This is a genomic window from Luteimonas sp. MJ250 (assembly GCF_039548455.1).
GTDB lineage: Bacteria > Pseudomonadota > Gammaproteobacteria > Xanthomonadales > Xanthomonadaceae > Luteimonas.
Window position 1 is genome coordinate 41,903 of record NZ_JBCLVB010000004.1, and the last position, 25,011, is coordinate 66,913.

Consider the following 25,011-nt stretch of genomic DNA (forward strand, 5'->3'; position numbering starts at 1 on the left):
CGTGTGCAAGGTGCCCACGGCCCGGTCCCGCCCGCGCAATGCGCGGGCGTCGATCACGCTCAGGGGGTCGCAGCCGCCGTGGCCACCGGTGCCGAGGCCTGCCAGCCGCAGGTCTTGCCCTCGTTCTGGGTCACGAGCCAGGCCTGCAGCGGCTCGAAATATTCCAGCACCGCCGCCGCGTCCATGGTCTCGCCGCCGGTGAGCTCCTTCATCGTCTGCTGCCAGGGCTGGCTGTTGCCCTTGGACAGCATCGCCTGGAACTTCTCGCCCGCGGCCGGGTTGCCGGCGAAGGTGCACGCAGACAGCGGGCCGTCGTGGCCGGCGGCATCGCACAGCGCCTTGTAGAACTGGAACTGCAGCACGTGCGAGAGGAAGTAGCGCGTGTACGGCGTATTTCCCGGCACGTGGTATTTGGCGCCGGGGTCGAAGAACTCCTCGCCGCGCGGCGTGGCCGGGGCGACGCCCTGGTAGCGGGCCTTCAGGTCCCACCACGACCTGTTGTAGTTGTCCGGGGTGATCGAGCCGTCGAACACGCCCCAGCGCCAGCGGTCGATCATCAGGCCGAAGGGCAGGAAGGCGACCTTGGACAGCGCCATGCGCATCTGCGCGTTGATCAGCGATTCCTCGCCCGGCGCCTGGCCTTCGACAAGCCCGATCGACTGCAGGTAGCCGGGCGTCATCGCCAGTTCGATGGTGTCGCCGATGGCCTCGTGGAAGCCGTCGTGCGCACCGTTCTGGAACAGCGGCGGCTGCTTGCCATAGGCCAGGTAGTAATAGACGTGGCCGAGCTCGTGGTAGATGGTGGTGAAGTCTTCCTCGTTGGGCTTGATGCACATCTTGGTGCGCACGTCGGTCGCGTCGGCGTTCATCTGCCAGGCGCTGGCGTGGCAGACCACGTCGCGGTCGCGCGGCTTGATGAACTGGGTCTTCTGCCAATAGCTTTCCGGCAGGGCCGGCATGCCCAGCGAGGTGTAGAACTCCTCTGCCTGGCGGGTCATGGCCTTGGCATGTTCCAGGCGCGCGGCGTGCGCGATCTCGGCACGCTGGTCGGTTTCCAGCAGTGCGTTCTCGCGCACCAGCTGCTCGTTCAGGGTGGCCTGGTACTGGCGCTCGAGGGCGCTGCTGACGTCAAGCTGGCTGGCCTGCGGATACGGCGCCAGCAGCGACCAGAGGTTGCTCCAGTCCTGCTGCCACATATTGCCCATCAGGTGCGCGGGAAGCATGCCGTTGATCGAGCCCTGGCCCGGATACTCGGCTTCCAGTCGGGTGCGGGCGTAGCAGTGCAGCTGTTCGTACAGCGGCTCGACCTGGCTCCAGAGCCGGTCGGTCTCGGTGGAGAGCTCGGCCGGGGTCATGTCGTAGCCGGCGCGCCAGAGCTCGCCGGCGTCGGCGAAGCCGAGATCGCGCGCGCCCTCGTTGACCAGCTCGGCGAAGCGCACGTAGTCCTCGCGCATCGGCATCGAAACCGTGTGCCAGCCCTGCCAGGCGTCGAGCTGGGCATCGTAGTCGCGGTCGTTGCGCAGCACGTCCTCGAGCGCGCCGAGCTGGCGGCAGGAGCGGGCCTCGCCTTCGCCGGTGCAGTATTCGCCGCGGCCGTAGGTGCCTTCCATCTTGCTGGCCAGGCGGGTCAGCTCGGACAGCTTTGCGGGGTCGCGCGGCGGCGGCATCGATGTGCCGAGCTTGAGCAGGCTGATCGCGCGCTCGGTGGCCGGCGACATCTCCTTGCCCTCGAAGCGCCGCGACTGCTCGACCCACTGCTGGGTGCGGGCCAGGTAGCGTTCGTTGCCCTTCGACGCGAGCAGTTCGCTGTCGTCGTTGCTGTACGTGGAGGCGACCCACTGCGAGGCCGTCAGCTCCGGCATCAACTGGGTGAGTTCGTCGTTCACGCGCGCGATGAACTCGTCGGCGGTTTCCTTCTCCAGCTGGGCCTGGGACGGCGTGCCGTCGGGGCCCGGGGCGGTGGAGGGCGTCCGCGAGCAGGCGGCGAGGACCAGCCCGGTGGCGACGGCAAGGGCAAGGCGGGTACGTGGCTTCACGGCGGATCTCCGATGGCGCCTGCTGGCGGCGCGAAACCCCCGCAGGCTAGTGGGCGGGTGAAGCCCCCGCAAGTGGCGAAGGCTCAGGCCGGCAGCAGGCCACGGGCCTCGAGCCAGGCGCGGGCATCGTCGGCGTCACGCTCGAACCAGGCGCGGGTGGAGCCGAGGCGGAAGCTGTAGCCCCAGGCATCCATGTCGGCCATCAGCCGGTCGCGGCCGACCCCGGGCAGGGCATCGGCAAGCAGGATCTGCAGGTAGCAGCTGGCGTCTTCCTCGGGCACCGAATCGGTGGCGTCGGTATGCACCCGGGCGCGGCGCTCCGGCGGCAGCACGATCAGATGGCAGGCTTCGTGCAGCAGCGAGTGCACGGGTGTGTCGCCGCGCGCGTACACGGTCGAGCCGATGATTCCGGCCTCCGGCTCGCCCCAGTAGCTGCCGGGGATAGGCGCCCCATCCTCGACGCCCACCAGCTCCAGCCCATGCCGCGAAAGCAGCCCCGCCACCTCTGTAAATGCAATCTGGCCCAGGACCAACACCCCCGCCGCCCCCACAACAGCCGCGGTGTCCGCCACGGCGCGCTCAGCCGGCCGCGGCGCGTTCGTCGGTCAGGGCGACGGTGATGTCGAGTACGTCGTGCTCGCCGTCCTTGGTCAGGTCGACCTTGACCGCGTCGATGTCGACGCTGACGTACTTGCGGATCACTTCAAGCAGTTCGCGCTGCAGCAGCGGCAGGTAGTCGGGTGCGCCGCGGGAGCCGCGCTCCTGGGCGACGATGATGCGCAGCCGCTCCTTGGCGATCGACGCGGTGTTCTTCTTGACCTTGAGAAAATCAAACATGCCCATGCCTCAACCCCCGAACAGCTTGCTGAAGAAACCCTTTTTCTCCAGCTGGGTGAAGCGCATCGGGCGTTCTTCGCCGGTGATGCGCGCGACGGCGTCGTCATAGGCCTGGCCGGCGTCCGACTCCATGTCCAGGATCACCGGCTCGCCCTTGTTGGACGCGTTGAGCACGTCGCCCGACTCCGGGATCACGCCGATGGTCTTCAGGCCCAGCACGTCTTCCACGTCGGTGATGGACAGCATTTCCCCGGTTTCCACGCGCGCCGGGTTGTAGCGGGTCAGCAGCAGGTGCGACTTGATCGACTCGCCGGCCTCGGCCCTGCGGGTCTTGGAGTCGAGCAGGCCGATGATGCGATCGGAGTCGCGCACCGAGGAGACTTCCGGGTTGACCACCACCACCGCCTGGTCGGCGTAGTACATGGCCAGGAACGCGCCCTTTTCGATGCCCGCCGGCGAGTCGCAGACGATGTAGTCGAAGCCGTCGGCGGCGAGGTCCTTGAGCACCTTCTCCACGCCTTCCTTGCTCAGCGCGTCCTTGTCGCGGGTCTGCGACGCCGCGAGGATGAACAGCGAGTCGAAGCGCTTGTCCTTGATCATCGCCTGCTTGAGCGTGGCCTCGCCCTGGGTGACGTTGACGAAGTCGTACACCACCCGGCGCTCGCAGCCCATGATCAGGTCGAGGTTGCGCAGGCCGACGTCGAAGTCGATGACCGCGACCTTCTTGCCACGCCGCGCCAGCCCGCAGGCCAGGCTTGCGCTGCTGGTTGTCTTGCCGACGCCGCCCTTTCCGGATGTGACTACGATGATCTCGGCCAAAGTCTATCTCCTGTGTGCGCGCTGCTCAGTCGAGCGCTGCTATTTTCAGCTGGTCGCCATCCAGCCACACCTGCACGGCCTTGCCGCGCAGGTCGGACGGAATGTCTTCCAGCACTTTGTAGTGTCCGGCGACTGCCACGAGTTCGGCATGGAACTCGCGGCAGAAGATACGTGCCTTGGCGTTGCCCTGCGCGCCCGCCAGCGCCCGCCCGCGCAGCGCGCCGTAGATATGGATCGAACCGTCGGCGATGACCTCGGCACCGGCGCCGACGGCGGCCAGCACGGTGAGGTCGCGGTTGTCGGCGTAGACCTGCTGGCCGGAACGCACCGCAGTGGTCTGGACCACGCCGGGGCCGCCGCCCTGGGACGCCGCCGCCGGCGCGGCCGGTTCCGGCCGGTCAGGGACGGCGCGCTGGCGGGGAGCCGGCTCGGGCTCGGCGGCGGGCGCCGGGCCGCCGAGGGGCTCGTACTGGGCGCGGAACCGCGCCAGCAGCGGCAGGCCGAGTTCAGCCGCCAACTGCTCGTTCTCGCTGTTGCCCCAGGCCAGAGCCACGGGCAGCGCCCCGGCCTCGCGCAGGGCGGCGAGCAGCTCACGCGCGGTGGCCGGGTCCGGAAGCGCGGCCAGGCCGCCGAAATCGAGCACGACCGCGCCGCGGGCGAACAGCTTGGGCGCGCGCTGGACGCGCTCGCGCATTTCCGCGGCCAGGCGCTCGATGTCGAGGGTGCGGATGCGCAGGTTGGCGATCCCGACCTGGCCGATCTTGAGCTCGCCGGCGGGTTCGAAGTTCGCGGCCGGTGCGCCCACGCTGCCCGCCATCAGCGGGTGCCCGTCGCGCGGCAGGCCTGGCCGGCGGACCGCGGCTGCACCAGCCAGGGGGCGTCGGGCAGGTTGTCGCCGTAGGTGTCGCGGACCCAGGCGTAGCTGCAGAGTTCCTTGGTCAGCATCGAAGCACGGATGCCGGTGTCGGGCATCACGTGCTGGCCGACCTCGCGGAAGCCGAAGCTGCCGTGGAAGATGCGGGCCGGATCGCTGTCGTGCTCGATCAGGACTTCGCAGGCCAGCACCGGGTAGCGCAGCTCGGCATAGCCCTGGACGTCGGCATAGATGGTGCGGCCGACGCCGCCACCGCGGCGGCGGCTGGCGACCACCACGCGGTCGATGTACATGAATTCGGGATGGCGCGCGGCGAACCAGTCGAAGTTGCTGCTGTCGTGCCCGCGGCGCGAGCCGAAGCCGATCAGGAAGCCGGCCAGGGTGCCGTCGCGCTCCGCGACCCGGAAATAATCGGCAGTATCGTGGAAATGGCGCACGCGGGCCGAATCCAGGGGAAGGATCGACGGACCGGCGGCATTGTTCAGGGCAAGGACGGAATCCAGCTCGTGCTCGCGCACGTCGCGGATGACAATCGACATTCCAGACTCCGTGGTGTGGCCAATGACCGTCAACGTGGCGCGCGCGGCGCATGGGCCAGCGGCGCCCGTTCGGCGACAGCGGCCATTATCGCATGGCGGGATCGCGTGGCCACACCCGGGTGGCCGCGGCGCGGACATGACTTCCGGACCGTCGCGCCGGCGGCGCTTGCGCCTACCATGCAGCCCATGCTCCAGCGCTTCGACCACAACCGGCTGCTGCGTTACGCGGGACTGTTCACCTGGGCGGTGATCGGCCTGCCACTGCTGCTGCTGACCATTCCCCAGGCAGACCGCGAAGGCCTCGCCGTGCCGGCTGCCCCCGGCGCCATCCGCGCGTGGCTGGCCTGGGCGGTTTTCGGCGCCAGCTATGCCTGGCTGACCCGGGGCCTGGGGCGGCACCGGGTCGGAGCGGTGGACCGGGTGCTGCTGGCGGGCCTGGCCGGTGGCGCGATCTCGATCAGCTATTACAGCCAGAGCGGGCTGGGCAGCATCCTGCTGATGGTGGTGGCCAGCGTGCTGCCGTGGCTGCTTCCGGTCTGGCAGGGCGTGGCCCTGCTGGTGCTGTGCGAATTCGTGATCGTGCCGGTCTACGTTCGCGGCTTCGATTTTTCATGGGGCGAGGCCATCCTGCAGGCCAGCCTGTACGTCGGCTTCACCGGTTTCGCCTTCGTCACCGGCCTGGTGGCCCGGCAGCAGGCCCAGGCCCGCGACGAACAGCGCCGGCTGAATGCAGAGCTGCGCGCGACCCGGGCCCTGCTGGCGGAAAGCGTGCGCGTCAACGAGCGCACGCGGATCTCGCGCGAGCTGCACGACCTGCTGGGGCACCACCTGACCGCGCTCAGCCTGAACCTGGAGGTCGCCAACCACCTCACCAGCGGCAAGGCCCAGGAACACGTCGGTCAGGCGCACACCCTGGCGCGGCTGCTGCTGTCCGACGTGCGCGAGGCGGTCAGCCAGATCCGCGGCAACGAGACCATCGACATGGCCGCCACGCTGGAGCCGCTGGTGGGCAACGTGCCGGGGCTGAAGGTCGAAATGCGGCTGCCGCGGCCGTTCCCGATGGAAGATCCCGAGCGCGCCCACGTGCTGCTGCGCTGCACCCAGGAAATCATCACCAACGCCGTGCGCCACGCCCAGGCCAACGTGCTGCAACTGCAATACCGGCTCGACCGCGGCGCGGTGCACCTGGTGGCCCGTGACGACGGTCGCGGCGCCGACGGGTTCACTGCCGGCAACGGCCTGCGCGGCATGCGCGAGCGGCTGTCGGCGTATGGTGGCGAGGTCGACGCCGAGACCGCCCCGGGGCAGGGCTTCACCCTGCGCCTGCGGCTGCCCACCGACGACGTCCCAGACATCGCGATGCCCGTGGCGGGACCGCCCGCGGCGCCGCCAATCACCATGGAGGCTCCATGACCACCGGTACCAGCGATCCCCGGCGCGCCATCCGCGTGTGCCTGGTCGATGACCAGACCCTGGTACGCCAGGGCATCCGCTCCCTGCTCGCGCTTGATGGCGGGATCGAAGTGGTGGCCGAGGCCGTTGACGGCCGACAGGCGGTGGAGATGATCCCGCAGGTCGCTCCCGACGTCGTGCTGATGGACATGCGCATGCCGGCGATGTCGGGCCTCGAGGCGCTGCAGGCGCTGTCGCAGGCCGGGACGCTGCCGCCCACGATCATCCTCACCACCTTCGACGACGACCAGCTGGTGCTGGCCGGGCTCAAGGCCGGGGCCAAGGGCTACCTGCTCAAGGACGTGTCGCTGGAGCAGCTGGTGGGCGCCATCCGTACGGTGGCCGGCGGCGGCTCGCTGGTGCAGCCGGCGGTCACCCAGCGCCTGCTGTCGGGCCTGGAGCACATGCGCAACGATTTCGTCAGCCTCGACCGGCCGGATCCGCTGACCGATCGCGAGACCGAGATCCTGCGCCTGATGGCCTCGGGCTTCTCCAACAAGGAGATCGCCAACTCGCTGGGCGTGGCCGAAGGCACGATCAAGAACCACGTCTCCAACATCCTCAGCAAGCTTGGCGTGCGCGACCGCACGCGTGCGGTGCTCAAGGCGTTCGAGCTCCAGCTGGTCTGAGCCGCCGGACGCGCGGTGGCCACGGCGCACCCGCGAAGCCGGATATCGAAAAAAGCGCGCTGCGAAGGTCGCGGCGTCGGCGGCAATCTTGCTAGGATTGCCGGTCTGCGCCCCGGCCTCGGCCGGTCCTGGTCCCGGAGAACCCTGAATGACCCGTTTTCTTGAGCTCCTGATTTCCCTGGCGATCGTCGCCGTGCTGTTCATCGTCGTCGGCGTGCTGCTGCCGTCCAGCCGCTCCCTGACCGAAAGCGTGGAGACCAATCGCAAGCCGGCGATCGTGTTCGACACGCTCAACAGCTTCAAGCGCTTCGACGACTGGCATCCCTTTGCCTTGGGCCAGGTCAAGCTGAACCGCTCGGGCCCGGATTCCGGCGTCGGCGCCCGCATCGACTACGACTCGGAAGTGTCCGGCGTTGGCAAGGGCAGCTGGGAGATCGTCGAGTCCGAGCAGGACGCGCGCGTGGCCTACAGGATCGAGGACAACAAGCGCGGTTCCAACAAGCAGACCAGCTTCACCCTGAAGCCGACCGGTCGCGGCGGCCGCAACATCGAGATCACCCAGGCCTACAGCGTCGACTACGGCTGGAACCTGCTCGGTCGCTACGCGGGCCTGTACGTCAGCCGCAACATCGGCGACACCATGAAGCTCGGCCTTGGTCGCCTGACCAACATGCTGGCCTCGGTGCCCAACTTCGACTACCGGGTGGAAGGTTCGACGCTGACCGGCCTCGAGTTCGCCGAGATCCCGGCGGAGAACCTGCTGGTGGTCAACGCCGGCGCGATCGAGCGCAACAACGAAGTCATCAAGAAGGCGATGAAGGACAACGTCGAGTGGATCAACCGCACCATGGCCGAGAGCGATCTCGAGCCGATCGGTCCGGTGCGCATCGTGACCACCGAGTTCGCGAGTGCGACCTACACCTTCGACGTCGTCCAGGCCGTGCGCCGCAAGGGCACCGGCGCTGCGGCTGACGATGCCGCGGCCGCCGCGGACGACAAGGCCACGGGTGAGGGCGAGGATGGCGAGCAGGCAGCCGCCGCCCCGGCCTTCACGGTGACCGAATCGGACGCCATCGACGAGGATTCGCTCGAGCTGCTGGGCCCGGTGACCTATGTCCGCAGCGAGCCGCTGTACGTGGTCCGCGGCGACTACAAGGGCTTCATGGCCGAACTCGACAATGCCCGCAACGCCACCCGCGCCTGGGCGCTGACCCAGGGCGAGGAAGCCATCGGCCGGCCGTACGAGTACTACCTCAACGGCATCGATGCCGCGTTCACCGCCGAAGGCCGGTTCAAGGTGTTCTGGAACCTGAAGCGCTGAGCCGCGAGGCTGGATGACGATTGCCACGCAGAACGCCGCATCCCTGGATGCGGCGTTCTGCTTTCACGGAGCAGCGCGCGATGATCAACGCCGGTTTCACCAGAGCAACGCCTGCCGGCCTCCGAACCCTTGCGGCCGCCGGCGCGCTGCTGGCGGCGGTCTCGGTGGCGCTGGCCGCATACGCATCGCATGCCGCGGGTGCGGACGCGGGGATGCGCCTCGGCCTGGCCGCCGCGTTCGCCTTCGGCCACGGGCTGGCGCTGGCGGCGCTGGCACCGCGCGCGCGCGGAAGCCTGGCCACGGCGGCGCTGTGGGCGCTGCTGCTGGGCGTGCTGCTGTTCGCGGGCTCGCTGGCCGGCGCACATTTCTTCGCTCTGCCGACGCGGCTGGCACCGGCGGGCGGCAGCCTGATGATCCTCGGCTGGCTCGCCCACGCCGCGGCTGCACTGCGGCGCTGAGGCGATGCCCCGGTTTTCCCGCGGTTACGACACCGTTGAAGCCGAGGCCTGGCTGGCGCGCCGCGACCGCCGCCTGGGCACCTGGATCCGGCGCCTGGGTCCGATCGATCCCGATCCGAGGTGGCGGCGTACGTTCGATCCAGTCGATGCGCTGGCGCGGGCGATCCTGTTCCAGCAGCTCAGCGGCAAGGCGGCGTCGACGATCGTCGGGCGGGTCGAGGTGGCCATCGGCAGCGCGCGCCTGCACAGCGACACCCTCGGCCGCATCGACGATGCGACCCTGCGCGCCTGCGGGGTCTCCGGCAACAAGGCCCTGGCCCTGCGCGACCTCGCGGCACGCGAGGCGCGGGGCGAGATCCCCGACCTGCGGCGGATGTCGGTGATGGACGCCGACGCCATCGTCGCGGCACTGGTGCCGATCCGCGGCATCGGCCGCTGGACGGTCGAGATGATGCTGATGTTCCGCCTCGGCCGCCCGGACGTGCTGCCGGTCGACGACCTCGGGATCCGCAAGGGTGCCCAGCTGGTGGATCGCAGCGACGAGATGCCGAAGCCGCGCGAACTCGCGGCCCGGGGCGAGCGCTGGGGCCCGTATCGCACGCATGCCGCCCTGTACCTGTGGCGCATCGCCGACTCCGCCGCCACCGTGACCCCGACCAATCGCTCCCAGGGCTGACGCGGAAGTGCAACCAGATCGGCGTAATCCGCACTCGTCCGCGGCAAACGCTTTTCCAGGCCTTTCGATCGCGGCTATGGCCGCTCCCACCGGGAGATGTCGTCAGGGGCCGGGGGCAAGGACGGACAGCAGGCCGCGGGCGGCCTGGAGGCGCTCCTCGGGCGTCGGCAGTTCCAGGGTGAGGCGGAGCTTGTCGGGGCCGTCCATGCGGTAGCTTTTCGGCTGGCCCTGGACCAGGTTGATGATCGCCATCGGGTCGATCGACGGCTTCTCGACGAACTGCACCCGCCCGCCGCTGGCGCCGATGTCGATCTTGCGGATGCCCAGCTCGCTTGCCCGCTGCTTCAGCTCGGCGATCGCGAACAGGTACTTCACCGGGTCGGGCAGCAGGCCGAAGCGGTCGATCATCTCCACCTGCAGTTCGCGCAGTCCCTCGGCGTCGCGGGCCGAGCTGATGCGCTTGTACAGCGTCAGCCTGGCATGCACGTCGGGCAGGTAATCGTCGGGGATCAGGGCCGGCGTGTGCAGCTCGACCTCGGCGCCGCGCGCGGCGGTGCCGTCGACGTCGGGCAGCTCGCCGCGCTTGATGCTGCGCACCGCGCGCTCCAGCAGCTCGGTGTAGAGGCTGAAGCCGACCTCGGCCATCTGCCCGCTCTGGTCCTCGCCCAGGAGCTCGCCGGCGCCGCGGATCTCGAGGTCGTGGGTGGCCAGCGTGAAGCCGGCGCCCAGCTCGTCCATCGATGCGATCACGTCCAGGCGCTTGCGTGCGTCGGCGGTGATCGAACGCTTGTCCGGGATCACCAGGTAGGCGTACGCGCGGTGGTGCGAACGGCCGACGCGGCCGCGCAGCTGGTGCAGCTGCGCCAGGCCGAACTTGTCGGCGCGGTTGATGATGATGGTGTTGGCGTTGGGGATGTCGATGCCGGACTCGATGATGGTCGAGGCCAGCAGCACGTTGAAGCGCTGCTTCTGGAAGTCGAGCATCACCCGCTCGAGCTCGCGCTCGGGCATCTGGCCGTGGGCCACGCCGATGCGCGCTTCGGGCACCAGCTCCTGCAGCTGGCGCTGCATGCGGCCGATGCTCTCGACGTCGTTGTGCAGGAAGAACAGCTGGCCACCGCGCGCGAGCTCGCGGTCGAAGGCCTCGCGCAGCAGGGCGTCGTCCCAGGGCACGACGAATGTCTGCACTGCCAGCCGGTTGGTCGGCGCGGTGGCGATGATCGACAGGTCGCGCAGCCCGGCCATGGCCATGTTGAGCGTGCGCGGGATTGGCGTTGCGGTGAGCGTGAGCAGGTGGACGTTGGCGCGCAGCGCCTTCAGCGCCTCCTTCTGGCGCACGCCGAAGCGCTGCTCCTCGTCCACGATCACGAGCCCGAGGTCCTTGAAGCGCACGTCCTTCTGCAGCAGGCGGTGGGTGCCGACGATGACGTCGATCGTGCCCTCGGCGACCTTCTCCAGCTCGGCCTTGATCTCCTTGGTGCTCTTGAAGCGCGACAGCACTTCCACCCGGATCGGCCAGTCGGCGAAGCGGTCGGCGAAGTTGCGGTAGTGCTGCTCGGCCAGCAGCGTGGTCGGCACCAGCACCGCGACCTGCTTGCCGGCGGCGGCGGTGGCGAAAGCCGCGCGCACCGCGACCTCGGTCTTGCCGAAGCCGACGTCGCCGCAGACCACGCGGTCCATCGGCTGCGAGGACTGCAGGTCGCGCAGCACGGCCTCGATGGCGGCGTGCTGGTCGGGCGTTTCCTCGAACGGGAAGGTCGCCGCGAAGGGTTCGTACATGCCGCGGTCGACGTCGATCGCGAGTCCGGCGCGGGCCTGGCGTTTGGCCTGGATTTCCAGCAGCTCGGCTGCCACGTCGCGCACCTTTTCGGCGGCCTTGCGCTTGGCCTTGGTCCACTGCTCGCCACCCAGCGAATGCAGCGGCGCGGTCTCCGGCGAGGCGCCGGAGTAACGGCTGATCAGGTGCAGCTGCGCGACCGGCACGTAAAGGCGGTCGCCCTTGGCGTATTCGATTTCGAGGTATTCGGCCGGCATGCCGCCGGCCTCCAGCGTCACCAGCCCGCGATAGCGGCCGACGCCGTGGTCCTCGTGCACGATCGGCGAACCGTCGGACAGCTCGCCGAGGTCGCGGATGATCGCCTCGGGCTCGCGCCCGACGCGCTTGCGCCGACGGGGCTGCGCGGCGCGCTCGGGGAACAGCTGGCGTTCGGTGAGCACCACCATCGGCTCGCTGCCGGCCGCCGCGTCGCCATCAAGGGCGAAGCCATCCTCCAGCGGCGCCACCGCGATCGCGAAGCGCGCATCGCCGGTGGCGAAGCTGCGGAAGTCGGGCAGCACCTGCGGCCGCAGCGCGGCGGCGTCCAACACTTCAAGCAGCGCCTCGCGGCGGCCGGCACTGTCGGCCGAGACCAGCACGCGGCCCGGATAGCTGCCGAGGAAATCCTTCAGCGGCGCGGCGGCGGCGTCGTGGCGGGCGGCCACCGGAAGTTCCGGTGCCGGCTGCTCGCCCAGGCGCGCGGCCTCCGCATGGCGCGGGTGGTCGGCGCCAGCAAGCTCGATCCGCGGCGCGTCGTTGAAGCGCGCGCGCAGCTCGTCCGGCGCCAGCCACAGCGCGCCCGGCGGCAGCACCGGGTGTTCGACATCGTGGCGGCGCTGCTCGTGGCGCTGCCCGGCCTGGGCCCAGAAGTGGTCGGCCGCAGCAGGGGCGCCCTCGTCAACCAGCGGCAGGGCATCCTCGCCGAGGTAGTCGAACAGGGTCGCGGTGGCGCCGTCGGGGAAGAACAGCGGCAGGTAGTACTCGATGCCCGCCGGTGCGGCACCGGCCTTGAGGTCCTGGAACAGCGCGCTGCGCCGGGTATCGATGTCGAAGCGTTCGCGCAGCGCGTCCAGCGCCCGCTCGCGCGAGGCCTCGTCCAGCGGGACCTCGCGGCCGGGCATCAGCTGGATCGCCTGGACCTTGTCCAGCGAGCGCTGGCTCTCGGGGTCGAACACGCGGATGGTGTCGATCTCGTCGTCGAGCAGCTCGACCCGGAACGGCGCCGCTTCGCCCATCGGATAGACGTCGAGCAGGGCGCCGCGCACGGCGAAATCGCCGGGATCGTAGACCTGCGGCACGTTGCGGTAGCCGGCGGCGTGCAGGCGGCGCTTCTCGGCGTCGAGGTCCAGGCGCTGGCCCACGCGCAGGTCGAAGCTGTTGCCGATGACGTAGGACAGCGGCGGCAGGCGCTGCATCAGCGTCTGCACCGGCACCACCAGCACGCCGCGCTTCATCGTCGGCAGGCGGCGCAGGGTGGCCAGGCGCTGCGAGACGATCTCGGGGTGCGGGCTGAAACGGTCGTAGGGCAGGGTCTCCCAGTCGGGGAAGCCCAGCACCGGCAGCGCGGGGTCGGCGCCGAGGAGCGTCTGCAGGTCGGCCTCGATCTGGGTCGCCGCGTGGTTGTCGCGCGCCACCGCCAGCAGCACGCCGTCGTGGGCACGCGCGGCGGCCGCCACGAACCAGGCCAGCGCCGAGCGCGAGGCCGGCGCGCGCCACCACGCCCGCGGGCGCCCGGGACCGGGCAGCGGGGGAACGGGAAGCGGAAGGGGAGCGGGGCTGCCTGGGGGAGTCTTGTCGGTCATCAACGCGCGTAAAAGCGGCGGCGCCGGCAGCATGGTGCAGCCGGTGCGAGGGCGCGCAGTTTAACCCGCGGCCCCGTCGACGCCGGCGACGGGCGTGGTTGCGGCCAGGGGCAGGCGCACGCGCACGAAGCCGGGGTCGGCGCCATCGACAAGCTCGAAGCCCATGGAGCGCGCCAGGTCCAGCAGCGGGCCGTTGTCCTCGAGCACGTCGCCGTGCACGGCGTCGAGCCGCTTGCCGCGGGCCCAGCGCGCGACCCGACGCATGAGGTGGCGGCCCAGTCCCATGCCGGCGACGTTGCGCCCGACGAGGATCGCGAACCGCGCCTCGCGCGTGCCCGGGACCACGGCGGCGTGGGCCAGGCCGGAGAGCATGGCCTCGCCCGGCGGCAGCGGCTCGGCCACGACCAGGGTGAAGGCGTTGCGGGCATCGGGCTGGGCGAGGCGCACGGCCTGGTCGGTGCCCATGGCGTCGGCGCCGGCCAGCAGGTGGCGGCCGAGTTCCTCGGGCTCCATGAGTTCGAAGCCGGCGCGGAGCACGGGGGCATCCTCGGAGCGGATGGGGCGGATCAGGACATCACGGCCGTTGCCGAGGCGGATCTCCTCGTGCCACGGCGGAAGGCGGTTTCTGGCGACCATGTGCTGGATGCTGTCACGGTCGAAGTGAAGCCCGCCTCTACATCCCGCGGCGGTGGCCAGGCGGCGATCACATTCCGCTGGCCCCCGGGCGGCGACCTCAGGGCGGGCTGCGCAGCCAGTGCAGGCGCGAGCTTGCGCCGCGTTCGCCCAGGGCCGCGGCCAGGCCGGTCAGCGCCGGCTTCAGCGCCGCGTCGAACTGCCACGGCGGATTGACCACCAGCAGGCCGCTGCCGTTCATCCGCAGCGGCGAGTCGTCCGGGCGCACCATCAGCTCGGCCAAGAGCACGGATTTCGCCGGCAGGTCGGCGGCGCGACGCTGGAACGGCCCAAGCGTGCGCCGCAGCTTGATCGGGTACCAGAGCGCGAACACGCCCTGCGGGAAGCGCCGCAGGCCCTCGCGGATCGCGGCCAGGGAGTCGTCGAACTCGGCCAGCTGGCTTTCGTAGGGCGGGTCGACCAGCACCAGGCCGCGGCCGATGCGGGTCTCGCCGTCGCGCGGCGGCAGCAGGGCGCGCATGGCGGCATAGCCGTCGCCACGCTGCACGCGCACGCGGCGGTCGTCGGCGAAGGTGGCGTCCAGGACCTTGGATTCTTCCGGCTGCAGCTCGCAGCAGACGATGCGGTCGTCGGCGCGCAGCGCGTGCGCGAGCAGCCACGGCGAGCCCGGATAGGCGTCGGCGCCGTGCTCCTTGCGGCAGGCGCGGACGGCGTCCAGGTAGCGGCGCAGCAGCGGATCCTTCGGCGTTTCGGCGAACAGTCGGGCGATGCCATCATCGGCCTCGCCGGTGCGCTTGGCGCTGGCGCCGGCCAGGTGGTAAAGGCCGCGGCCGGCGTGGGTGTCGAGAGCGAACAGCGGCGCCGGCTTGGCCACCAGTGCATCGCACAGGGCCAGCAGGACGACGTGCTTGAGGACGTCGGCGTGGTTGCCGGCGTGGAAGGCGTGGCGGTAGTTCATCGGCGAAGGATACCGGTCCTGCGCCGGCTCGCGGCCCCGGTATGCTGCGCGCCATGCCCGCGCACGCGCCGCCGCCCCCATCCACCCTGCTGCTGGTCGAGGACGATCCGGCGATCGCGGAGGCCGTGCTCTACGCCCTGCGCGCGGAGGGCCATGTGGTCGAGCACCTGCTGCTGGGCGGCGGCGTCGCCGCGCGGGTGCGTGCCGGCGGCGTCGACCTGGTGCTGCTCGACGTCGGCCTGCCGGACATCGGCGGCTTCGAGGTCTGCCGGCAGCTGCGCGCCTTCAGCGCGGTGCCGGTGGTGTTCCTGAGCGCGCGCGGCGACGAGGTGGACCGGGTGCTGGGGCTGGAGCTGGGCGCGGACGACTACATCGCCAAGCCGTTCTCCCTGCGCGAGCTGGCGGCGCGCGTGCGCGCGCGGCTGCGCCGGCATCCGGCCGCAGCGGGCGAGCCTGGCGTCCGTGCCGGATCCGCGCCCGCGGACTGCGCTCCCCTCAGGCACGGCCGCTTCGAACACGACGCTGCCGCGCGCCGGGTCCGTTTCGACGGCGTACTGCTGGACCTGACCCGCTACGAATACGCCCTGCTTGCCGAACTGCTGCGTCGCCCCGGGGCCATCCTCAGCCGCGCGCAGCTGCTCGATCGCGCCTGGGAAGACGCCCTCGACAGCGGCGAACGCACCGTCGATACCCACGTCAAGACGCTGCGCGGCAAGGTGCGCGCGGTCGACGCAGGCGCCGACCCGGTGCGCACGCACCGCGGCATCGGCTATTCGCTGGACGTGGACTGAGGCCGGTGCGCATCGGCCTGCGCATCCTGCTGGGCTATTTCCTGATCGTGGCGCTGGCGGCGCTGCTGCTGGGCCAGGTGTTCCTGCGCGAAGTGAAGCCCGGCGTCCGCCAGGCGATGGAGGACACGCTGGTGGATACCGCCAACGTGCTGGCCGAGCTCGCCACCGACGACCTGCTGTCCGGGCGCATCGATGACGGCCGCTTCGCGACCCGCATCCGGGCGCTGGCAGGGCGCGACATCGGCGCCGGCATCTGGGGCTTCGAGAAGCGCGAAGTGACCTACCGGGTGACGGTGACCGACGACCGCGGCATCGTGGTGTTCGACTCCGCCGGCCGCGATCTGGGCGCCGACTACTCGCGCTGGAACGATGTCCACCGGACGCTGCGCGGCCGCTATGGCGCGCGCTCCACGCGCAGCGACCCGGAGGACGACAGCAGCTCGGTGATGCACGTCGCCGCGCCGATCCGCGACGGCGCGCGCATCGCCGGCGTGCTCACCGTGTCCAAGCCCAACCGCGCGATGGCGCCGTTCATCGCGCGCAGCGAAGCGGTGATCCTGCGCTGGGGCCTGGTGCTGCTGGGCAGCGCGCTGCTGGTGGGCCTGTCCGCGGCCTGGTGGCTCTCGCGCCAGCTCGGTGGTCTGCGCGGCTATGCCGACGCGGTCACCGCCGGCCGGCGCGCGGTGCTGCCGCGCTCGGCGGGGGAGTTCGCCGACCTCGGGCGCGCGCTGCAGACCATGCGCGAACGCCTGGAAGACCGCGGCTACGTCGAACGCTATGTGCACACGCTCACCCACGAGCTGAAGTCGCCGCTGGCGGCGATCCGCGGCTCGGCCGAGCTGCTTGAATCAGCGCTGCCCGAAGCCGACCGCCGGCGCTTCGCCGCCAACATCGGCGCGCAGAGCGAACGCATGGCCGCGATGATCGACAAGCTGCTGGCGCTGGCCGCGGTGGAGCACCGCCAGCGCATCGAGGATCCGGCGCCGGTGGACCTGGCGTCGATCGCGCGCGATGTCGCTGAAGCGGTCGCGCCCCGGCTGCGGGCCGATGACGTCGCGCTGGGACTCGAGGCCGATCAACCGCTGCCGTCACCGGTGGGCGACGCGTTCCTGCTGCGCCAGGCGCTGGAGAACCTGGTCGACAACGCGATCGCGTTCTCGCCGCGCGGCGGCAGGGTGTCGGTGACGCTGCGCGCGCGCAACGGCGGCGTGGCGCTGGAAGTTTCCGACGACGGTCCCGGCGTGCCCGACTATGCGCTTGACCAGGTCTTCGAGCGCTTCTATTCGCTGTCGCGCCCCGGCGACGCCGGCCGCAGCAGCGGCATCGGCCTGACCTTCGTCGCCGAGGTCGCCAAGCTGCATGGTGGCCGGGCATGGCTGCGCAATCGCGATGGCGGCGGGGCGCTTGCCGGCATCGAACTGCCCGCTGGCTGATCACCGGGTTCCTGTGCCGGCGCCTGGCATCACCGCGCTTTGCACCTGGCCCGGCCCGCGGGCTGCCGCCGCTTCACACTCGCCTCACCGCCACGCCGCGCTCCACACACGCGGCCCCGCCAGGCTGCTCGCATTTCCCGGGAGGACTGGACATGAGACTGTGGTTGAAGATCCTGATGGTGGCGGCGATGACGCTCGCGATCCTGGTGCCGCTGGCGATGGTGGGTGGCGTGGTCGAGGAGCGCCAGTCGCGGCGCGCGGAGGCGGTGGCGAGCATCGCGGCCAGCTTTGGCGGGCGCCAGGTGGTCTCGGGCCCGGTCCTGGTGGTGCCCTATACCGAGAACGTGCGCGAGCAGGTGGCCGACGCCGCCGGCGTCATGCGCACCTCGCTGCGGCGGCGCACGCGGCACTGGACCTTCTTCCCCGACACCCTGGTGGTGGACGGCGAGCTGGTGCCCGAGACCCGCAGGCGCGGCCTGCACGAGGTCCGGGTCTACCAGTGGCAGGGCACGGTGCAGGCGCGCTTCGACGCACGCGTTCCCGATGACGGGCCCGAGGGCGCCGAGCGCAGCATCGGCGAACCGTGGCTGGCCTTCGGCATCGCCGACGTGCGCGGCCTGCGCGAACTGCCGCGCATGCAGCTCGCGGGCCGGGCGCTGCCGCTGGCGCAGGGCATCGGCCACGAGGACGGCCCCGGCGTGCATGCGCGGCTGCCGGCGCCGGCAGCCGGCGAAAGGCTCGCCTTCGACACTCGGCTGGAGCTTGAACTGCGCGGCACTGAGTCCTTTGCGATGATGCCGCTGGCGCGTGACAACGACCTGCGCCTGCGCTCGGACTGGCCGCATCCGCGCTTCGAAGGGCTGTCGCCGGTGCACGACCGCGACGGCGCCGGCTTCAGCGCGCAGTGGAAGGTGGCCTCGCTCGCCACCGACGCCCAGCGCCGCTATCGCCGGCACGCGTCATTGGGCGACGCCGGTCCGTCGCTGCGGTGGAGCCCGGACCCCGACGCCGCCGGCATCACCCTGGTCGACCCGGTGAACGGCTACCTGCAGGCCGAGCGGGCGACGAAGTACGGCGTGCTGTTCGTGCTGCTGACCTTCGTGGCCTTTTTCATGTTCGAGCTGATCCGCCAGCAGCCGATCCACCCGATCCAGTACGGACTGGTGGGCCTGGCGATCGCGATCTTCTTCCTGCTGCTGGTCAGCCTGGGCGAACACATCCCGTTCGGACTCGCCTACCTGGCGGCGGCGACGGCGTGCATCGGGCTGATCGGCTTCTACCTCGCGGCGGTGCTGGGCGGTGCGCTGCGCGGCGCCGGCTTCGCGGCGATGCTGGCCACGCTCTACGCGGCGCTCTATGGCCTGCTGGTGTCCGAGGACAATGCGCTGGTGCTCGGCGCCGGCCTGCTGTTCGTGGTGCTGGCGGCGATCATGATCCTGACCCGCAGGATCGACTGGTACCGCGTGGGCGCGGCGCTGCCCTCGGCGGGTCGCTGAGTGACTGGACCCTCAGGACAGGCCCGGCACGTGCGAGCCCAGCCACAGCGCGCCGCCGCCGAGCAGCGAGCCGATCACGGTGGCGGCGAGCACGTCGCTGGGCCAGTGCAGGCCCAGCACCACGCGCGACAGGGCGATCATCGCGGTGAAGGGCAGCAGCAGCCAGGCCAGCTGCGGGTAATAGGCCAGGGCGACGATGGTGAACGAGACCGCGTGCAGGGTATGGCCGGAGGGGAAGCTGAACTCGTCCAGGGGCGCGATCCAGGCGCGGATGCGGACGTCGGCGGCAAAGGGCCGCGGCCGCCGAGTCCAGCGCTTGAGCATCTTGTAGAGCAGCAGCGCGATGGCGCCGGTGGCGGCCATGTGCGCCGAGGCGCGCAGGCCATCGAGGCCGTCCACCAGCACCATCGCCGTCATCAGCAGGTACCAGGCCGCTCCGTCGCCGGCACGGCTGAGCGCGGAAAAGACGCGCAGCACGCCGCCGCGCGCGCACCAGCCGTTGGTGCGCAGGCAGAGGAAGCTGTCGGCCGTGATCCGGCGGTCAGGCGAGGGCAGGGTGGGCATCGGCGTGGCTCGGGTCGCGGGCGATCCCCCGCAGGATGGCGTCGAAATCGGCGGCGACCTGCGCCGGCCGCAGCGGCTGCACGGCCAGGCGCGCGCCGTGGCCCATGTCGCGGCGCGAGCCGTCTTCCAGCGAAAGGCGGCAGGCGGCATCGATGAAGCCGGCTTCGTCGTGCGGCTCGATCGCTGCGCCGTGGAGGCCGTGGCGCAGGTGTTCGGCGGCGGCGCCGTAGCGGAAGGCGACGGTCGCCACGCCGCTGGCCATGGCTTCGATGGTGACGTTGCCGAAGGTCTCGGACAGGCTCGGGAACAGGAACAGGTCGGCGCTGGCGAAGTGGCGGGCAAGCTCGTCGCCGCGCTGCAGTCCGCAGTAGATGAAGTCCGGGTTGGCCTCGCGGATCCGCGCCAGCTCCGGGCCTTCGCCCACCCAGACGAAACGTGCGTCCGGCCGCAGCTCCTGCAGCCTGCGGAAGGCACGGACCGCGAGGTCGAGGTTCTTTTCCGCGGCCACGCGGCCGACGTAGGCCACGGCGAGGTCGTCCGGCCCCAGGCCCCAGCGGGCGCGCAGCGCGCCGTCCCGGTGCGCCGGGTCGAAGCGCCGGGTATCGACCGCGCGCGGCAGGTGCACCACGTGGTCGAAATCCAGGCGGCCAAGCCCGGCGCACAGCTCCATGGTCGGCACCAGGGTGGCGGCGGAGCCGTTGTGGAAGCGCCGCATCCAGGCCAGCGCGACCGGCTGCATGAACGCCGCGCCGTAGTCGCGCATGTAGTGGTCGAAGCGGGTGTGGAAGCCCGAGGCCACCGGGATGCCGAGCGCCCTGGCCGCGCGCATCGCCGACCAGCCCAGCGGACCCTCGGTGGCGATGTACACCACGTCGGGCCGCTGCCGGCGCCAGCGGCGGCGAAGCTTCGCGACCGACGGCAGGCCGACGCGCAGGCCGGCATAGAACGGCACCCGGACGCCGCGGGCCAGGACGTGGCCGGTGGCCCCGGCCTCACCGCGATGCTGCCGCGGGCGCACCACCTCGACCTCGTGGCCGCGGGCGCGCAGACCGCGCTCCAGCTCCTGCACGGTGAGCGCTACGCCGTTGACTTCCGGCGGATAGGTCTCGGTGACGATGGCGTAGTGCATGCGGGGCTCCGGTTTGACCGAAGCCTGGCGCCTGGCGGTGTCGCCCCTGTTGCAGCAATGTGACCGCCGTGTGACCCGGTTCGCTGCCTGTCCGGGACCTGCGTGCGAATGGCGCCTACCAGTGCAGCTGCATCCGCGCTTCGACAATCGACGGATCGTCGCTGACCACGGCGCCGCTGGCGGCGTCGGTCCGGCGGCTGGCCACGTCGACGTAGTTCAGCGCCAGCTTGGCGTTGCTGCGCCAGTACCAGTTGACGCCCACGGTCCAGGCCTCCATGCGGCCGCCGCGGACGGCGCCGTCGTCGAGGTCGAGCTGGTCGTAGCGAAGCCCGAGCTGCCAGAGCCCGTTCTCGCCCACCTGCGTGCGCGGCAGGCCGCCCCGGTAGTCCCAGGTGCTGCCGCCCGGCGTCCACACCGCGCTGGCGTAGCCGCCGCTGGTGTCGTAACCGGAGGCGTCGATGCGGTCGCCGCGGGCGAGGAAGTACTCGCCCTGCAGCTTCAGCGGGCCGCGGATCCACAGCGCCTCGAGTCCGGTGGTCGCCAGGCGGTCGACGTCGGCCATCGGACCGCTGTCGACCAGGCGTTGGGCGAAGTCGGCGTTGGGGCGCGCGCGCAGCCGCAGCTGGTCGCTGTCGGTATCGCGGTCGACATGGCTCAGGCCGAGATGCAGGACCTGGCCGTCGTCGCGGATCGGCGCCCACCAGGTGCGAAGGCCGTAGCCCGCGCCGTGCGCGTCATGGTCGAGGTTGCGTCCGAACCAGCCCAGCGTGGCGCCGTGGCCACCGGCGTCGTAGCTCCAGCTTGCGCCCAGGCGGCGGCCGGTGGCGAAGGTGCCGGTGGCGGCCGACTTGGCGATGAAGTCGTTGTTCCTGGCCGAGGACAGCTCTTCCAGGCCGTTGAGCTGCTTGGACTGGCCGAGCAGCAGGGTATGGCTGGGGCCCTCGTCGCCGCCGAAGCGCAAGGACAGGTTGTTGTCGAGGTAGTTCTCGCCCTCGACGTCGTAGCCCAGCACCCAGGACAGGTTGCCGGGGCCGCTGCCCTTGAGCACCAGTTCGAAGCGGCGCACGCCGGTGGCGCGGTCGCGGCCGTCGTCGCGTCCGTCGAGGTCCATCAGGTCGTTGTCGAACCAGTAGCCGTCGACCTGGAACATGCCTTCGAAGGCGACGTCGGAGCCGGCGACGGTGCCCAGCGGGATCTCGGCGTGGGCGGGAAGGCAGCAGGCGGCGGTCAAAGCGATCGGCAACAGCAGGAGTTTCATCGGGACGTCATGATCCGGTCATGGGAGCGCGGCGGAGTTTAGCGCGCGTGCCGTGAGCAGCCCTGGAACGCAGCGTGTGGCGTCGGCGGGGCCGGTCGCACCCGGAGACAACCGCCCAGCGGCCAGGCCGCTCAGCCGCCCAGTCGGCCCGTGTCCACGCGGCTCAGGCCGCCCGGGGCCTCCTGGAAGCCGGCGGCCTGCAGCGCCAGGCGCAGCGCGGGCTCGTCGCTCCGGGCCAGCGTCTGCAGGGTGTAGCGTCCGTCGGCTTCGATGGCGAGGGTCGCCTCGAGTTGCAGGGGGCCGCCGGTAGCCTCCGGGAGCAGCGTGAGCGAACCGGTGCGGCCTTCGCAGGCCGGACTGCCGCTCAGCAGCATCGGAGAGGGCGCCTGCCCTCCGGAACCGGTTCCGGGCAGCGTCGCCTCGATCCGTACGCGGCCGCCGGCCTCGCGGCAGGCTTCGCCGTCGAACAGCAGGCGTACATCCTCGAGCGATGCCCGCAGGCCCAGCCCCGGCGGCGCCGGCAGGGGCAGCAGGCCGTTGCCGCCGTCGATGCCGCGCAGGCGCCCGCAGTTGAGCGCCAGCCGCGCCTCCGGCAGGTGCAGCCACAGGCGCTGGCGGCCGGTCAGCAGGGGCAGCGGCGCCAAGCGCGTGCGCACGTCGCCGAACGCCGCGCCGTTCCAGCGCAGCTCGCGCAGTTCGCCGCGCCACAGGCTGCCACCGGCGTCCACCGCCGTCAGCCCCGGGGGCAGCGGCAGGCGCGGCAGCAGCAGCTGCAGCGGCACCGCCAGCAGCAGGGCGACCGCGAAGGCGCCGGCAAACCATGCCGCCAGGCGACGGCCGCTCACGGCGCCGCCCCGCCGAAGCCCACTTCGGCGCGCAGGCCGCCGTCGGCGCGCTCGACGTGGAGCGCCGAGGGGGCGATGCCATCGCGCCCGGCCAACTGGCCCAGCCAGCCATGCAGCGCAGGCGCGGCCACGCGTTCGAAATCGAGCACGAAGGCGCCGTCGGCGGCGCTGCGCCGGCGGCTCGGGCTGAGGCCTGCCTCGCGCACGCTGTCGAGGATCCGCCGCTGCAGGGCGTCGCCGCCCACAGGTGGCGACGGGCCTCCGGAACCGGCCAGCACCGCGACTTCGGCCTCGACCTGGTGCAGGTCGGCGACCGCGCTTGCGTGGCGGGCTTCGGCGCCTTCGCGCATCGCCCGCAGTGGCCACAGCAGGCCGTACCACCAGGCAAAGGCCGCGATCAGCGCGGCCATCACCGCCAGCATCGCGCGCTCGCGCGGCTCGCGGCCGCGCCACCAGCTCAGGATCCGGGCGGCGATGGTCATGGCGAGGGCTCCAGGACCAGGCCGGTATGCAGGCCGCCGGGTACATCACTGCTGCCGCCCTCCACCAGCGTCCACCCGTCCGCGGCCAGCGCGCCGCGGATGGCCTCGATATCGTCGGCCACGGCGTGGAACACGACTGCGCGCAGGCGGTCACCGCGCAGATAGTCGAGCTCGACCAGGTGGGTGCCGGCGCGGCCGGCGACGGCGGCGAACAGGGCGCCGCTCGCGGCCGTGAAGGCGCGCGGCTCGCGCGCGGCCCTGAGCTGGCGCGCGAGCGCGTCGGCGCCGACGCCGTCGCCACCGGCGTTGCCGGGCAGGGCGTCGCGCACCAGGGCCCCGGCGCGCGATTCAAGCGCGTGAGCGGCCAGCTCCAGGCGCAGCGCCTGCGCCGCCACCAGGACCAGGGGTGACGCGACCAGGGCGGCGGCAAGCCAGGCAAGCCGCCGCCACCGCGGCTTGCCTGGCTGCGCCGATGCAGGCGCGAACGCGCCCTGCAGAAGATCGACGTCCGGATGCAGCGCGCGCGCCGCACAGGCCTCCAGGCCTCCGTGGAGCGGCAGCTGCTCGCGTCCCGCCAGCACCTGGACCGCGAGCGCCGGGGTGGCGCAGAAGGCCAGGCCCGGGCCACGCACCAGCCAGCGCTCGCCTGCGTCCAGCACGTGCACCGCTTGCGCGTCGTCGGATTGCGCCGGAAGCAGCAGCTGTTCCGGGACCGCGGCGTCGGGACGCAGGCCGAAATCCGCCGCGCGCGCCAGCCACTCGTGCAGCGCCGCGGGCTCCACGGATGCGACGGTGCGGGCGTCACTCGCGGCGCCGGCGTCGAGGGCCACGTGCAGCGAGGCAGGGCGCGCCAGTCGCTCGGCGAGCATCGCCTGCGCCGCCGCGCGTGCCTGGGCCGCGGAGTGCGCCTTCAGTGCGATGTGGTCGATGCGCACGGCTTCGCCGGGCACTACCAGCACGGTGCGTGTTGCGGCGGCCGAGGCCGGCGCCACGGTCCCTGGCGACAGCTCGGCCCGCGACAGCACGCGGCCATCGCCGGCCAGGTCCAGGCAGGTGGCCGATGCGCCGCGATCGGCAGGCAGGAACAGGATGCGGGTGTTCATTCGTCGTGTGTCCATCGGCGCGCCACCAGGCGCGCGGGGCCATCGGAGCCGGCGTCGAGCAGCGCGCTCAGGACCACCTCGGCGCCGTCGTATTCCACTTCTGTCCGGAGATTGAAGTAGCGGGTGCGCACGCGAAGCTGCTCCAGCACGGGGTTGGACAGCCGCGCCGCAAGCACTGGAGGCCGGGTCGCGAACGCGGTCACGTCGAGCCAGCCACCGGCCGGGCGTGTGGCGATCAGGCGCCGCGCGGCGGCGATGTCGAGGGCGTTGTCGCTGAGCATCGCCAGCACCACGGCGTCCTCCTCTTCCAGGGTGTTGACGTTCACCGGTGCCAACGTGCTGTCGGGCAGCGCGCAGACGTGGGGGCGCAGGCGCGCATAGGCCGCGGCGTCGTGGCCGGCGATCGCGCGCAGCTCGCTGGCTTCGGCCAGCAGCGCGCCCGCGGTACGGTCGCCCGGGTGGCGCGTGGCATAGGCCGCGTCCTCCGCTCCCGCGGGTCCAGGCAGCTGGTCGCTGTCGATCCAGTCCACCAGGGCGTCAGCCAGGGTGGCTGCCTGCGCGGGATCGAACTCCAGCGCGCGCAGCAGCGCGAGGTACTGGTGCACGCCCGCCTCGCGCCGCGACCATTGCCCGGGCACGCCTTCGACCACGCTGTTGAGATTGAAGCAGGCGGTGCCGTCCTCGATGCGCACGCGCATCGTGCCGCCATCGATCGGGAAGACGAAGGGCCGGCCGTTCCAGTTGCCGGCCAGCGTAGTGCGCCGGTCGCCGGCATCGAGCTGCGCGATGCGCGTGCGCGCCAGCGCCTCGCTGCCCAGCGCGTACCACTGCGCCTGGACCAGCGCCTGTGCGTTGCCGGTGCGGCGAAGGCCGAAGCGGATGTCGTCCAGCACCGCCACCAGCAGCACGGTCATCACCGCCACCAGCAGCAGCACCGTGAGCAGCGCGGCGCCGGGGGGGGGGGGGGGGGGGGGGGGGGGGGGGGGGGGGGGGGGGGGGGGGGGGGGGGGGGGGGGGGGGGGGGGGGGGGGGGGGGGGGGGGGGGGGGGGGGGGGGGGGG

Annotated in this window: 24 protein-coding genes; 8 read left to right on the forward strand and 16 right to left on the reverse strand. The window is 71.6% G+C overall.

What is annotated here, in order from left to right; genetic code table 11:
* Positions 1 to 59: 59 nt before the first annotated feature.
* From WCE37_RS01995 to WCE37_RS02020, 6 genes are all read right to left on the reverse strand, one after another.
* The gene (locus WCE37_RS01995) at positions 60 to 2,036 is read right to left on the reverse strand and encodes a M2 family metallopeptidase (protein ID WP_343277906.1); all 1,977 of its coding nucleotides are present in this window, start codon (positions 2,034 to 2,036) and stop codon (positions 60 to 62) included.
* 83 nt (positions 2,037 to 2,119) lie between these two features.
* Complete coding sequence (locus WCE37_RS02000; RefSeq protein ID WP_343277907.1) at positions 2,120 to 2,539, reverse strand: hypothetical protein; 420 nt, start codon at positions 2,537 to 2,539, stop codon at positions 2,120 to 2,122.
* Positions 2,540 to 2,615: 76 nt separating this feature from the next.
* A complete protein-coding gene (minE, locus tag WCE37_RS02005; protein ID WP_343253614.1) occupies positions 2,616 to 2,879 on the reverse strand; it encodes a cell division topological specificity factor MinE in 264 nt (87 codons plus the stop codon).
* 3 nt (positions 2,880 to 2,882) lie between these two features.
* Complete coding sequence (minD, locus tag WCE37_RS02010; protein ID WP_343277908.1) at positions 2,883 to 3,692, reverse strand: septum site-determining protein MinD; 810 nt, start codon at positions 3,690 to 3,692, stop codon at positions 2,883 to 2,885.
* Between the two features lie 25 nt (positions 3,693 to 3,717).
* Positions 3,718 to 4,509, reverse strand: a complete 792-nt coding sequence (gene minC, locus WCE37_RS02015; RefSeq protein WP_343277909.1) for a septum site-determining protein MinC — start codon at positions 4,507 to 4,509, stop codon at positions 3,718 to 3,720.
* A complete protein-coding gene (locus tag WCE37_RS02020; RefSeq protein WP_343277910.1) occupies positions 4,509 to 5,105 on the reverse strand; it encodes a GNAT family N-acetyltransferase in 597 nt (198 codons plus the stop codon). The genes minC and WCE37_RS02020 overlap by 1 nt, the downstream gene beginning before the upstream one ends.
* A gap of 186 nt (positions 5,106 to 5,291) precedes the next feature.
* Between WCE37_RS02020 and WCE37_RS02025 the strand changes: the two genes are divergently transcribed.
* The 5 genes from WCE37_RS02025 to WCE37_RS02045 all read left to right on the forward strand — a co-directional run bounded on the left by WCE37_RS02025 (position 5,292) and on the right by WCE37_RS02045 (position 9,641).
* Positions 5,292 to 6,518 carry a histidine kinase gene (locus tag WCE37_RS02025; protein ID WP_343277926.1) on the forward strand — a complete coding sequence of 409 codons (1,227 nt, stop codon included), beginning with the start codon at positions 5,292 to 5,294 and terminating at the stop codon, positions 6,516 to 6,518.
* Entirely contained in the window at positions 6,515 to 7,186 is a 672-nt protein-coding gene (locus tag WCE37_RS02030) for a response regulator transcription factor (protein WP_343253610.1), read from the forward strand. Before WCE37_RS02025 ends, WCE37_RS02030 begins: the two co-directional genes overlap by 4 nt.
* 148 nt (positions 7,187 to 7,334) lie before the next feature.
* Positions 7,335 to 8,507 (forward strand): SRPBCC family protein, encoded by a 1,173-nt coding sequence (locus WCE37_RS02035; RefSeq protein WP_343277911.1) that lies wholly within the window; start codon positions 7,335 to 7,337, stop codon positions 8,505 to 8,507.
* 80 nt (positions 8,508 to 8,587) lie between these two features.
* The gene (locus WCE37_RS02040) at positions 8,588 to 8,965 is read left to right on the forward strand and encodes a DUF423 domain-containing protein (RefSeq protein ID WP_343277912.1); all 378 of its coding nucleotides are present in this window, start codon (positions 8,588 to 8,590) and stop codon (positions 8,963 to 8,965) included.
* 4 nt (positions 8,966 to 8,969) lie between these two features.
* Positions 8,970 to 9,641, forward strand: coding sequence for a DNA-3-methyladenine glycosylase 2 family protein (locus WCE37_RS02045; protein WP_343277913.1), 672 nt, complete (start codon positions 8,970 to 8,972; stop codon positions 9,639 to 9,641).
* 102 nt (positions 9,642 to 9,743) lie between these two features.
* Here the strand turns inward: WCE37_RS02045 and mfd are convergent, their stop codons facing one another.
* The 3 genes from mfd to rlmJ form a co-directional block, all read right to left on the reverse strand.
* Positions 9,744 to 13,259 (reverse strand): transcription-repair coupling factor, encoded by a 3,516-nt coding sequence (gene mfd / locus WCE37_RS02050; protein WP_343277914.1) that lies wholly within the window; start codon positions 13,257 to 13,259, stop codon positions 9,744 to 9,746.
* A gap of 60 nt (positions 13,260 to 13,319) precedes the next feature.
* Complete coding sequence (locus tag WCE37_RS02055) at positions 13,320 to 13,895, reverse strand: GNAT family N-acetyltransferase (RefSeq protein ID WP_343253606.1); 576 nt, start codon at positions 13,893 to 13,895, stop codon at positions 13,320 to 13,322.
* Positions 13,896 to 13,992: 97 nt separating this feature from the next.
* A complete protein-coding gene (gene rlmJ / locus WCE37_RS02060) occupies positions 13,993 to 14,850 on the reverse strand; it encodes a 23S rRNA (adenine(2030)-N(6))-methyltransferase RlmJ (protein WP_343253604.1) in 858 nt (285 codons plus the stop codon).
* A 41-nt stretch (positions 14,851 to 14,891) separates the two neighbouring features.
* On the opposite strand from rlmJ, the gene creB reads away from it, so the two are divergent.
* The 3 genes from creB (at position 14,892) to creD (ending at position 18,570) form a co-directional block, all read left to right on the forward strand.
* Entirely contained in the window at positions 14,892 to 15,641 is a 750-nt protein-coding gene (creB, locus tag WCE37_RS02065; protein WP_343277915.1) for a two-component system response regulator CreB, read from the forward strand.
* 5 nt (positions 15,642 to 15,646) lie between these two features.
* Positions 15,647 to 17,074: a two-component system sensor histidine kinase CreC gene (creC, locus tag WCE37_RS02070; RefSeq protein ID WP_343277916.1), complete on the forward strand. Its 1,428-nt coding sequence runs from the start codon at positions 15,647 to 15,649 to the stop codon at positions 17,072 to 17,074.
* A gap of 152 nt (positions 17,075 to 17,226) precedes the next feature.
* Complete coding sequence (creD, locus tag WCE37_RS02075) at positions 17,227 to 18,570, forward strand: cell envelope integrity protein CreD (protein ID WP_343277917.1); 1,344 nt, start codon at positions 17,227 to 17,229, stop codon at positions 18,568 to 18,570.
* Positions 18,571 to 18,582: 12 nt separating this feature from the next.
* Here the strand turns inward: creD and WCE37_RS02080 are convergent, their stop codons facing one another.
* From WCE37_RS02080 to gspK, 7 genes are all read right to left on the reverse strand, one after another.
* Positions 18,583 to 19,134: a phosphatase PAP2 family protein gene (locus WCE37_RS02080; RefSeq protein WP_343277918.1), complete on the reverse strand. Its 552-nt coding sequence runs from the start codon at positions 19,132 to 19,134 to the stop codon at positions 18,583 to 18,585.
* The gene (locus tag WCE37_RS02085; protein ID WP_343277919.1) at positions 19,112 to 20,263 is read right to left on the reverse strand and encodes a glycosyltransferase family 1 protein; all 1,152 of its coding nucleotides are present in this window, start codon (positions 20,261 to 20,263) and stop codon (positions 19,112 to 19,114) included. The genes WCE37_RS02080 and WCE37_RS02085 overlap by 23 nt, the downstream gene beginning before the upstream one ends.
* A gap of 115 nt (positions 20,264 to 20,378) precedes the next feature.
* Positions 20,379 to 21,521, reverse strand: coding sequence for a porin (locus tag WCE37_RS02090; RefSeq protein ID WP_343277920.1), 1,143 nt, complete (start codon positions 21,519 to 21,521; stop codon positions 20,379 to 20,381).
* A gap of 131 nt (positions 21,522 to 21,652) precedes the next feature.
* Positions 21,653 to 22,366, reverse strand: a complete 714-nt coding sequence (gspN, locus tag WCE37_RS02095; RefSeq protein WP_343277921.1) for a type II secretion system protein N — start codon at positions 22,364 to 22,366, stop codon at positions 21,653 to 21,655.
* On the reverse strand, positions 22,363 to 22,848 hold the full coding sequence (gspM, locus tag WCE37_RS02100) for a type II secretion system protein GspM (protein WP_343277922.1): 486 nt from the start codon (positions 22,846 to 22,848) through the stop codon (positions 22,363 to 22,365). The genes gspN and gspM overlap by 4 nt, the downstream gene beginning before the upstream one ends.
* A complete protein-coding gene (gspL, locus tag WCE37_RS02105; protein ID WP_343277923.1) occupies positions 22,845 to 23,951 on the reverse strand; it encodes a type II secretion system protein GspL in 1,107 nt (368 codons plus the stop codon). The genes gspM and gspL overlap by 4 nt, the downstream gene beginning before the upstream one ends.
* A complete protein-coding gene (gspK, locus tag WCE37_RS02110; protein ID WP_343277927.1) occupies positions 23,948 to 24,895 on the reverse strand; it encodes a type II secretion system minor pseudopilin GspK in 948 nt (315 codons plus the stop codon). The genes gspL and gspK overlap by 4 nt, the downstream gene beginning before the upstream one ends.
* Positions 24,896 to 25,011: the final 116 nt, after the last annotated feature.

Bases quoted from the DNA above. Each gene is read 5' to 3' on its own strand.
- minE (WP_343253614.1), bottom strand. From the start codon at position 2,879: ATGGGCATGTTTGATTTTCTCAAGGTCAAGAAGAACACCGCGTCGATC.
- minC (WP_343277909.1), bottom strand. From the start codon at position 4,509: ATGGCGGGCAGCGTGGGCGCACCGGCCGCGAACTTCGAACCCGCCGGC.
- WCE37_RS02020 (WP_343277910.1), bottom strand. From the start codon at position 5,105: ATGTCGATTGTCATCCGCGACGTGCGCGAGCACGAGCTGGATTCCGTC.
- WCE37_RS02025 (WP_343277926.1), top strand. From the start codon at position 5,292: ATGCTCCAGCGCTTCGACCACAACCGGCTGCTGCGTTACGCGGGACTG.
- WCE37_RS02030 (WP_343253610.1), top strand. From the start codon at position 6,515: ATGACCACCGGTACCAGCGATCCCCGGCGCGCCATCCGCGTGTGCCTG.
- WCE37_RS02035 (WP_343277911.1), top strand. From the start codon at position 7,335: ATGACCCGTTTTCTTGAGCTCCTGATTTCCCTGGCGATCGTCGCCGTG.
- WCE37_RS02040 (WP_343277912.1), top strand. From the start codon at position 8,588: ATGATCAACGCCGGTTTCACCAGAGCAACGCCTGCCGGCCTCCGAACC.
- WCE37_RS02045 (WP_343277913.1), top strand. From the start codon at position 8,970: ATGCCCCGGTTTTCCCGCGGTTACGACACCGTTGAAGCCGAGGCCTGG.
- mfd (WP_343277914.1), bottom strand. From the start codon at position 13,259: ATGACCGACAAGACTCCCCCAGGCAGCCCCGCTCCCCTTCCGCTTCCC.
- WCE37_RS02055 (WP_343253606.1), bottom strand. From the start codon at position 13,895: ATGGTCGCCAGAAACCGCCTTCCGCCGTGGCACGAGGAGATCCGCCTC.
- rlmJ (WP_343253604.1), bottom strand. From the start codon at position 14,850: ATGAACTACCGCCACGCCTTCCACGCCGGCAACCACGCCGACGTCCTC.
- creB (WP_343277915.1), top strand. From the start codon at position 14,892: ATGCTGCGCGCCATGCCCGCGCACGCGCCGCCGCCCCCATCCACCCTG.
- creD (WP_343277917.1), top strand. From the start codon at position 17,227: ATGAGACTGTGGTTGAAGATCCTGATGGTGGCGGCGATGACGCTCGCG.
- WCE37_RS02080 (WP_343277918.1), bottom strand. From the start codon at position 19,134: ATGCCCACCCTGCCCTCGCCTGACCGCCGGATCACGGCCGACAGCTTC.
- WCE37_RS02085 (WP_343277919.1), bottom strand. From the start codon at position 20,263: ATGCACTACGCCATCGTCACCGAGACCTATCCGCCGGAAGTCAACGGC.
- WCE37_RS02090 (WP_343277920.1), bottom strand. From the start codon at position 21,521: ATGAAACTCCTGCTGTTGCCGATCGCTTTGACCGCCGCCTGCTGCCTT.
- gspM (WP_343277922.1), bottom strand. From the start codon at position 22,848: ATGACCATCGCCGCCCGGATCCTGAGCTGGTGGCGCGGCCGCGAGCCG.
- gspL (WP_343277923.1), bottom strand. From the start codon at position 23,951: ATGAACACCCGCATCCTGTTCCTGCCTGCCGATCGCGGCGCATCGGCC.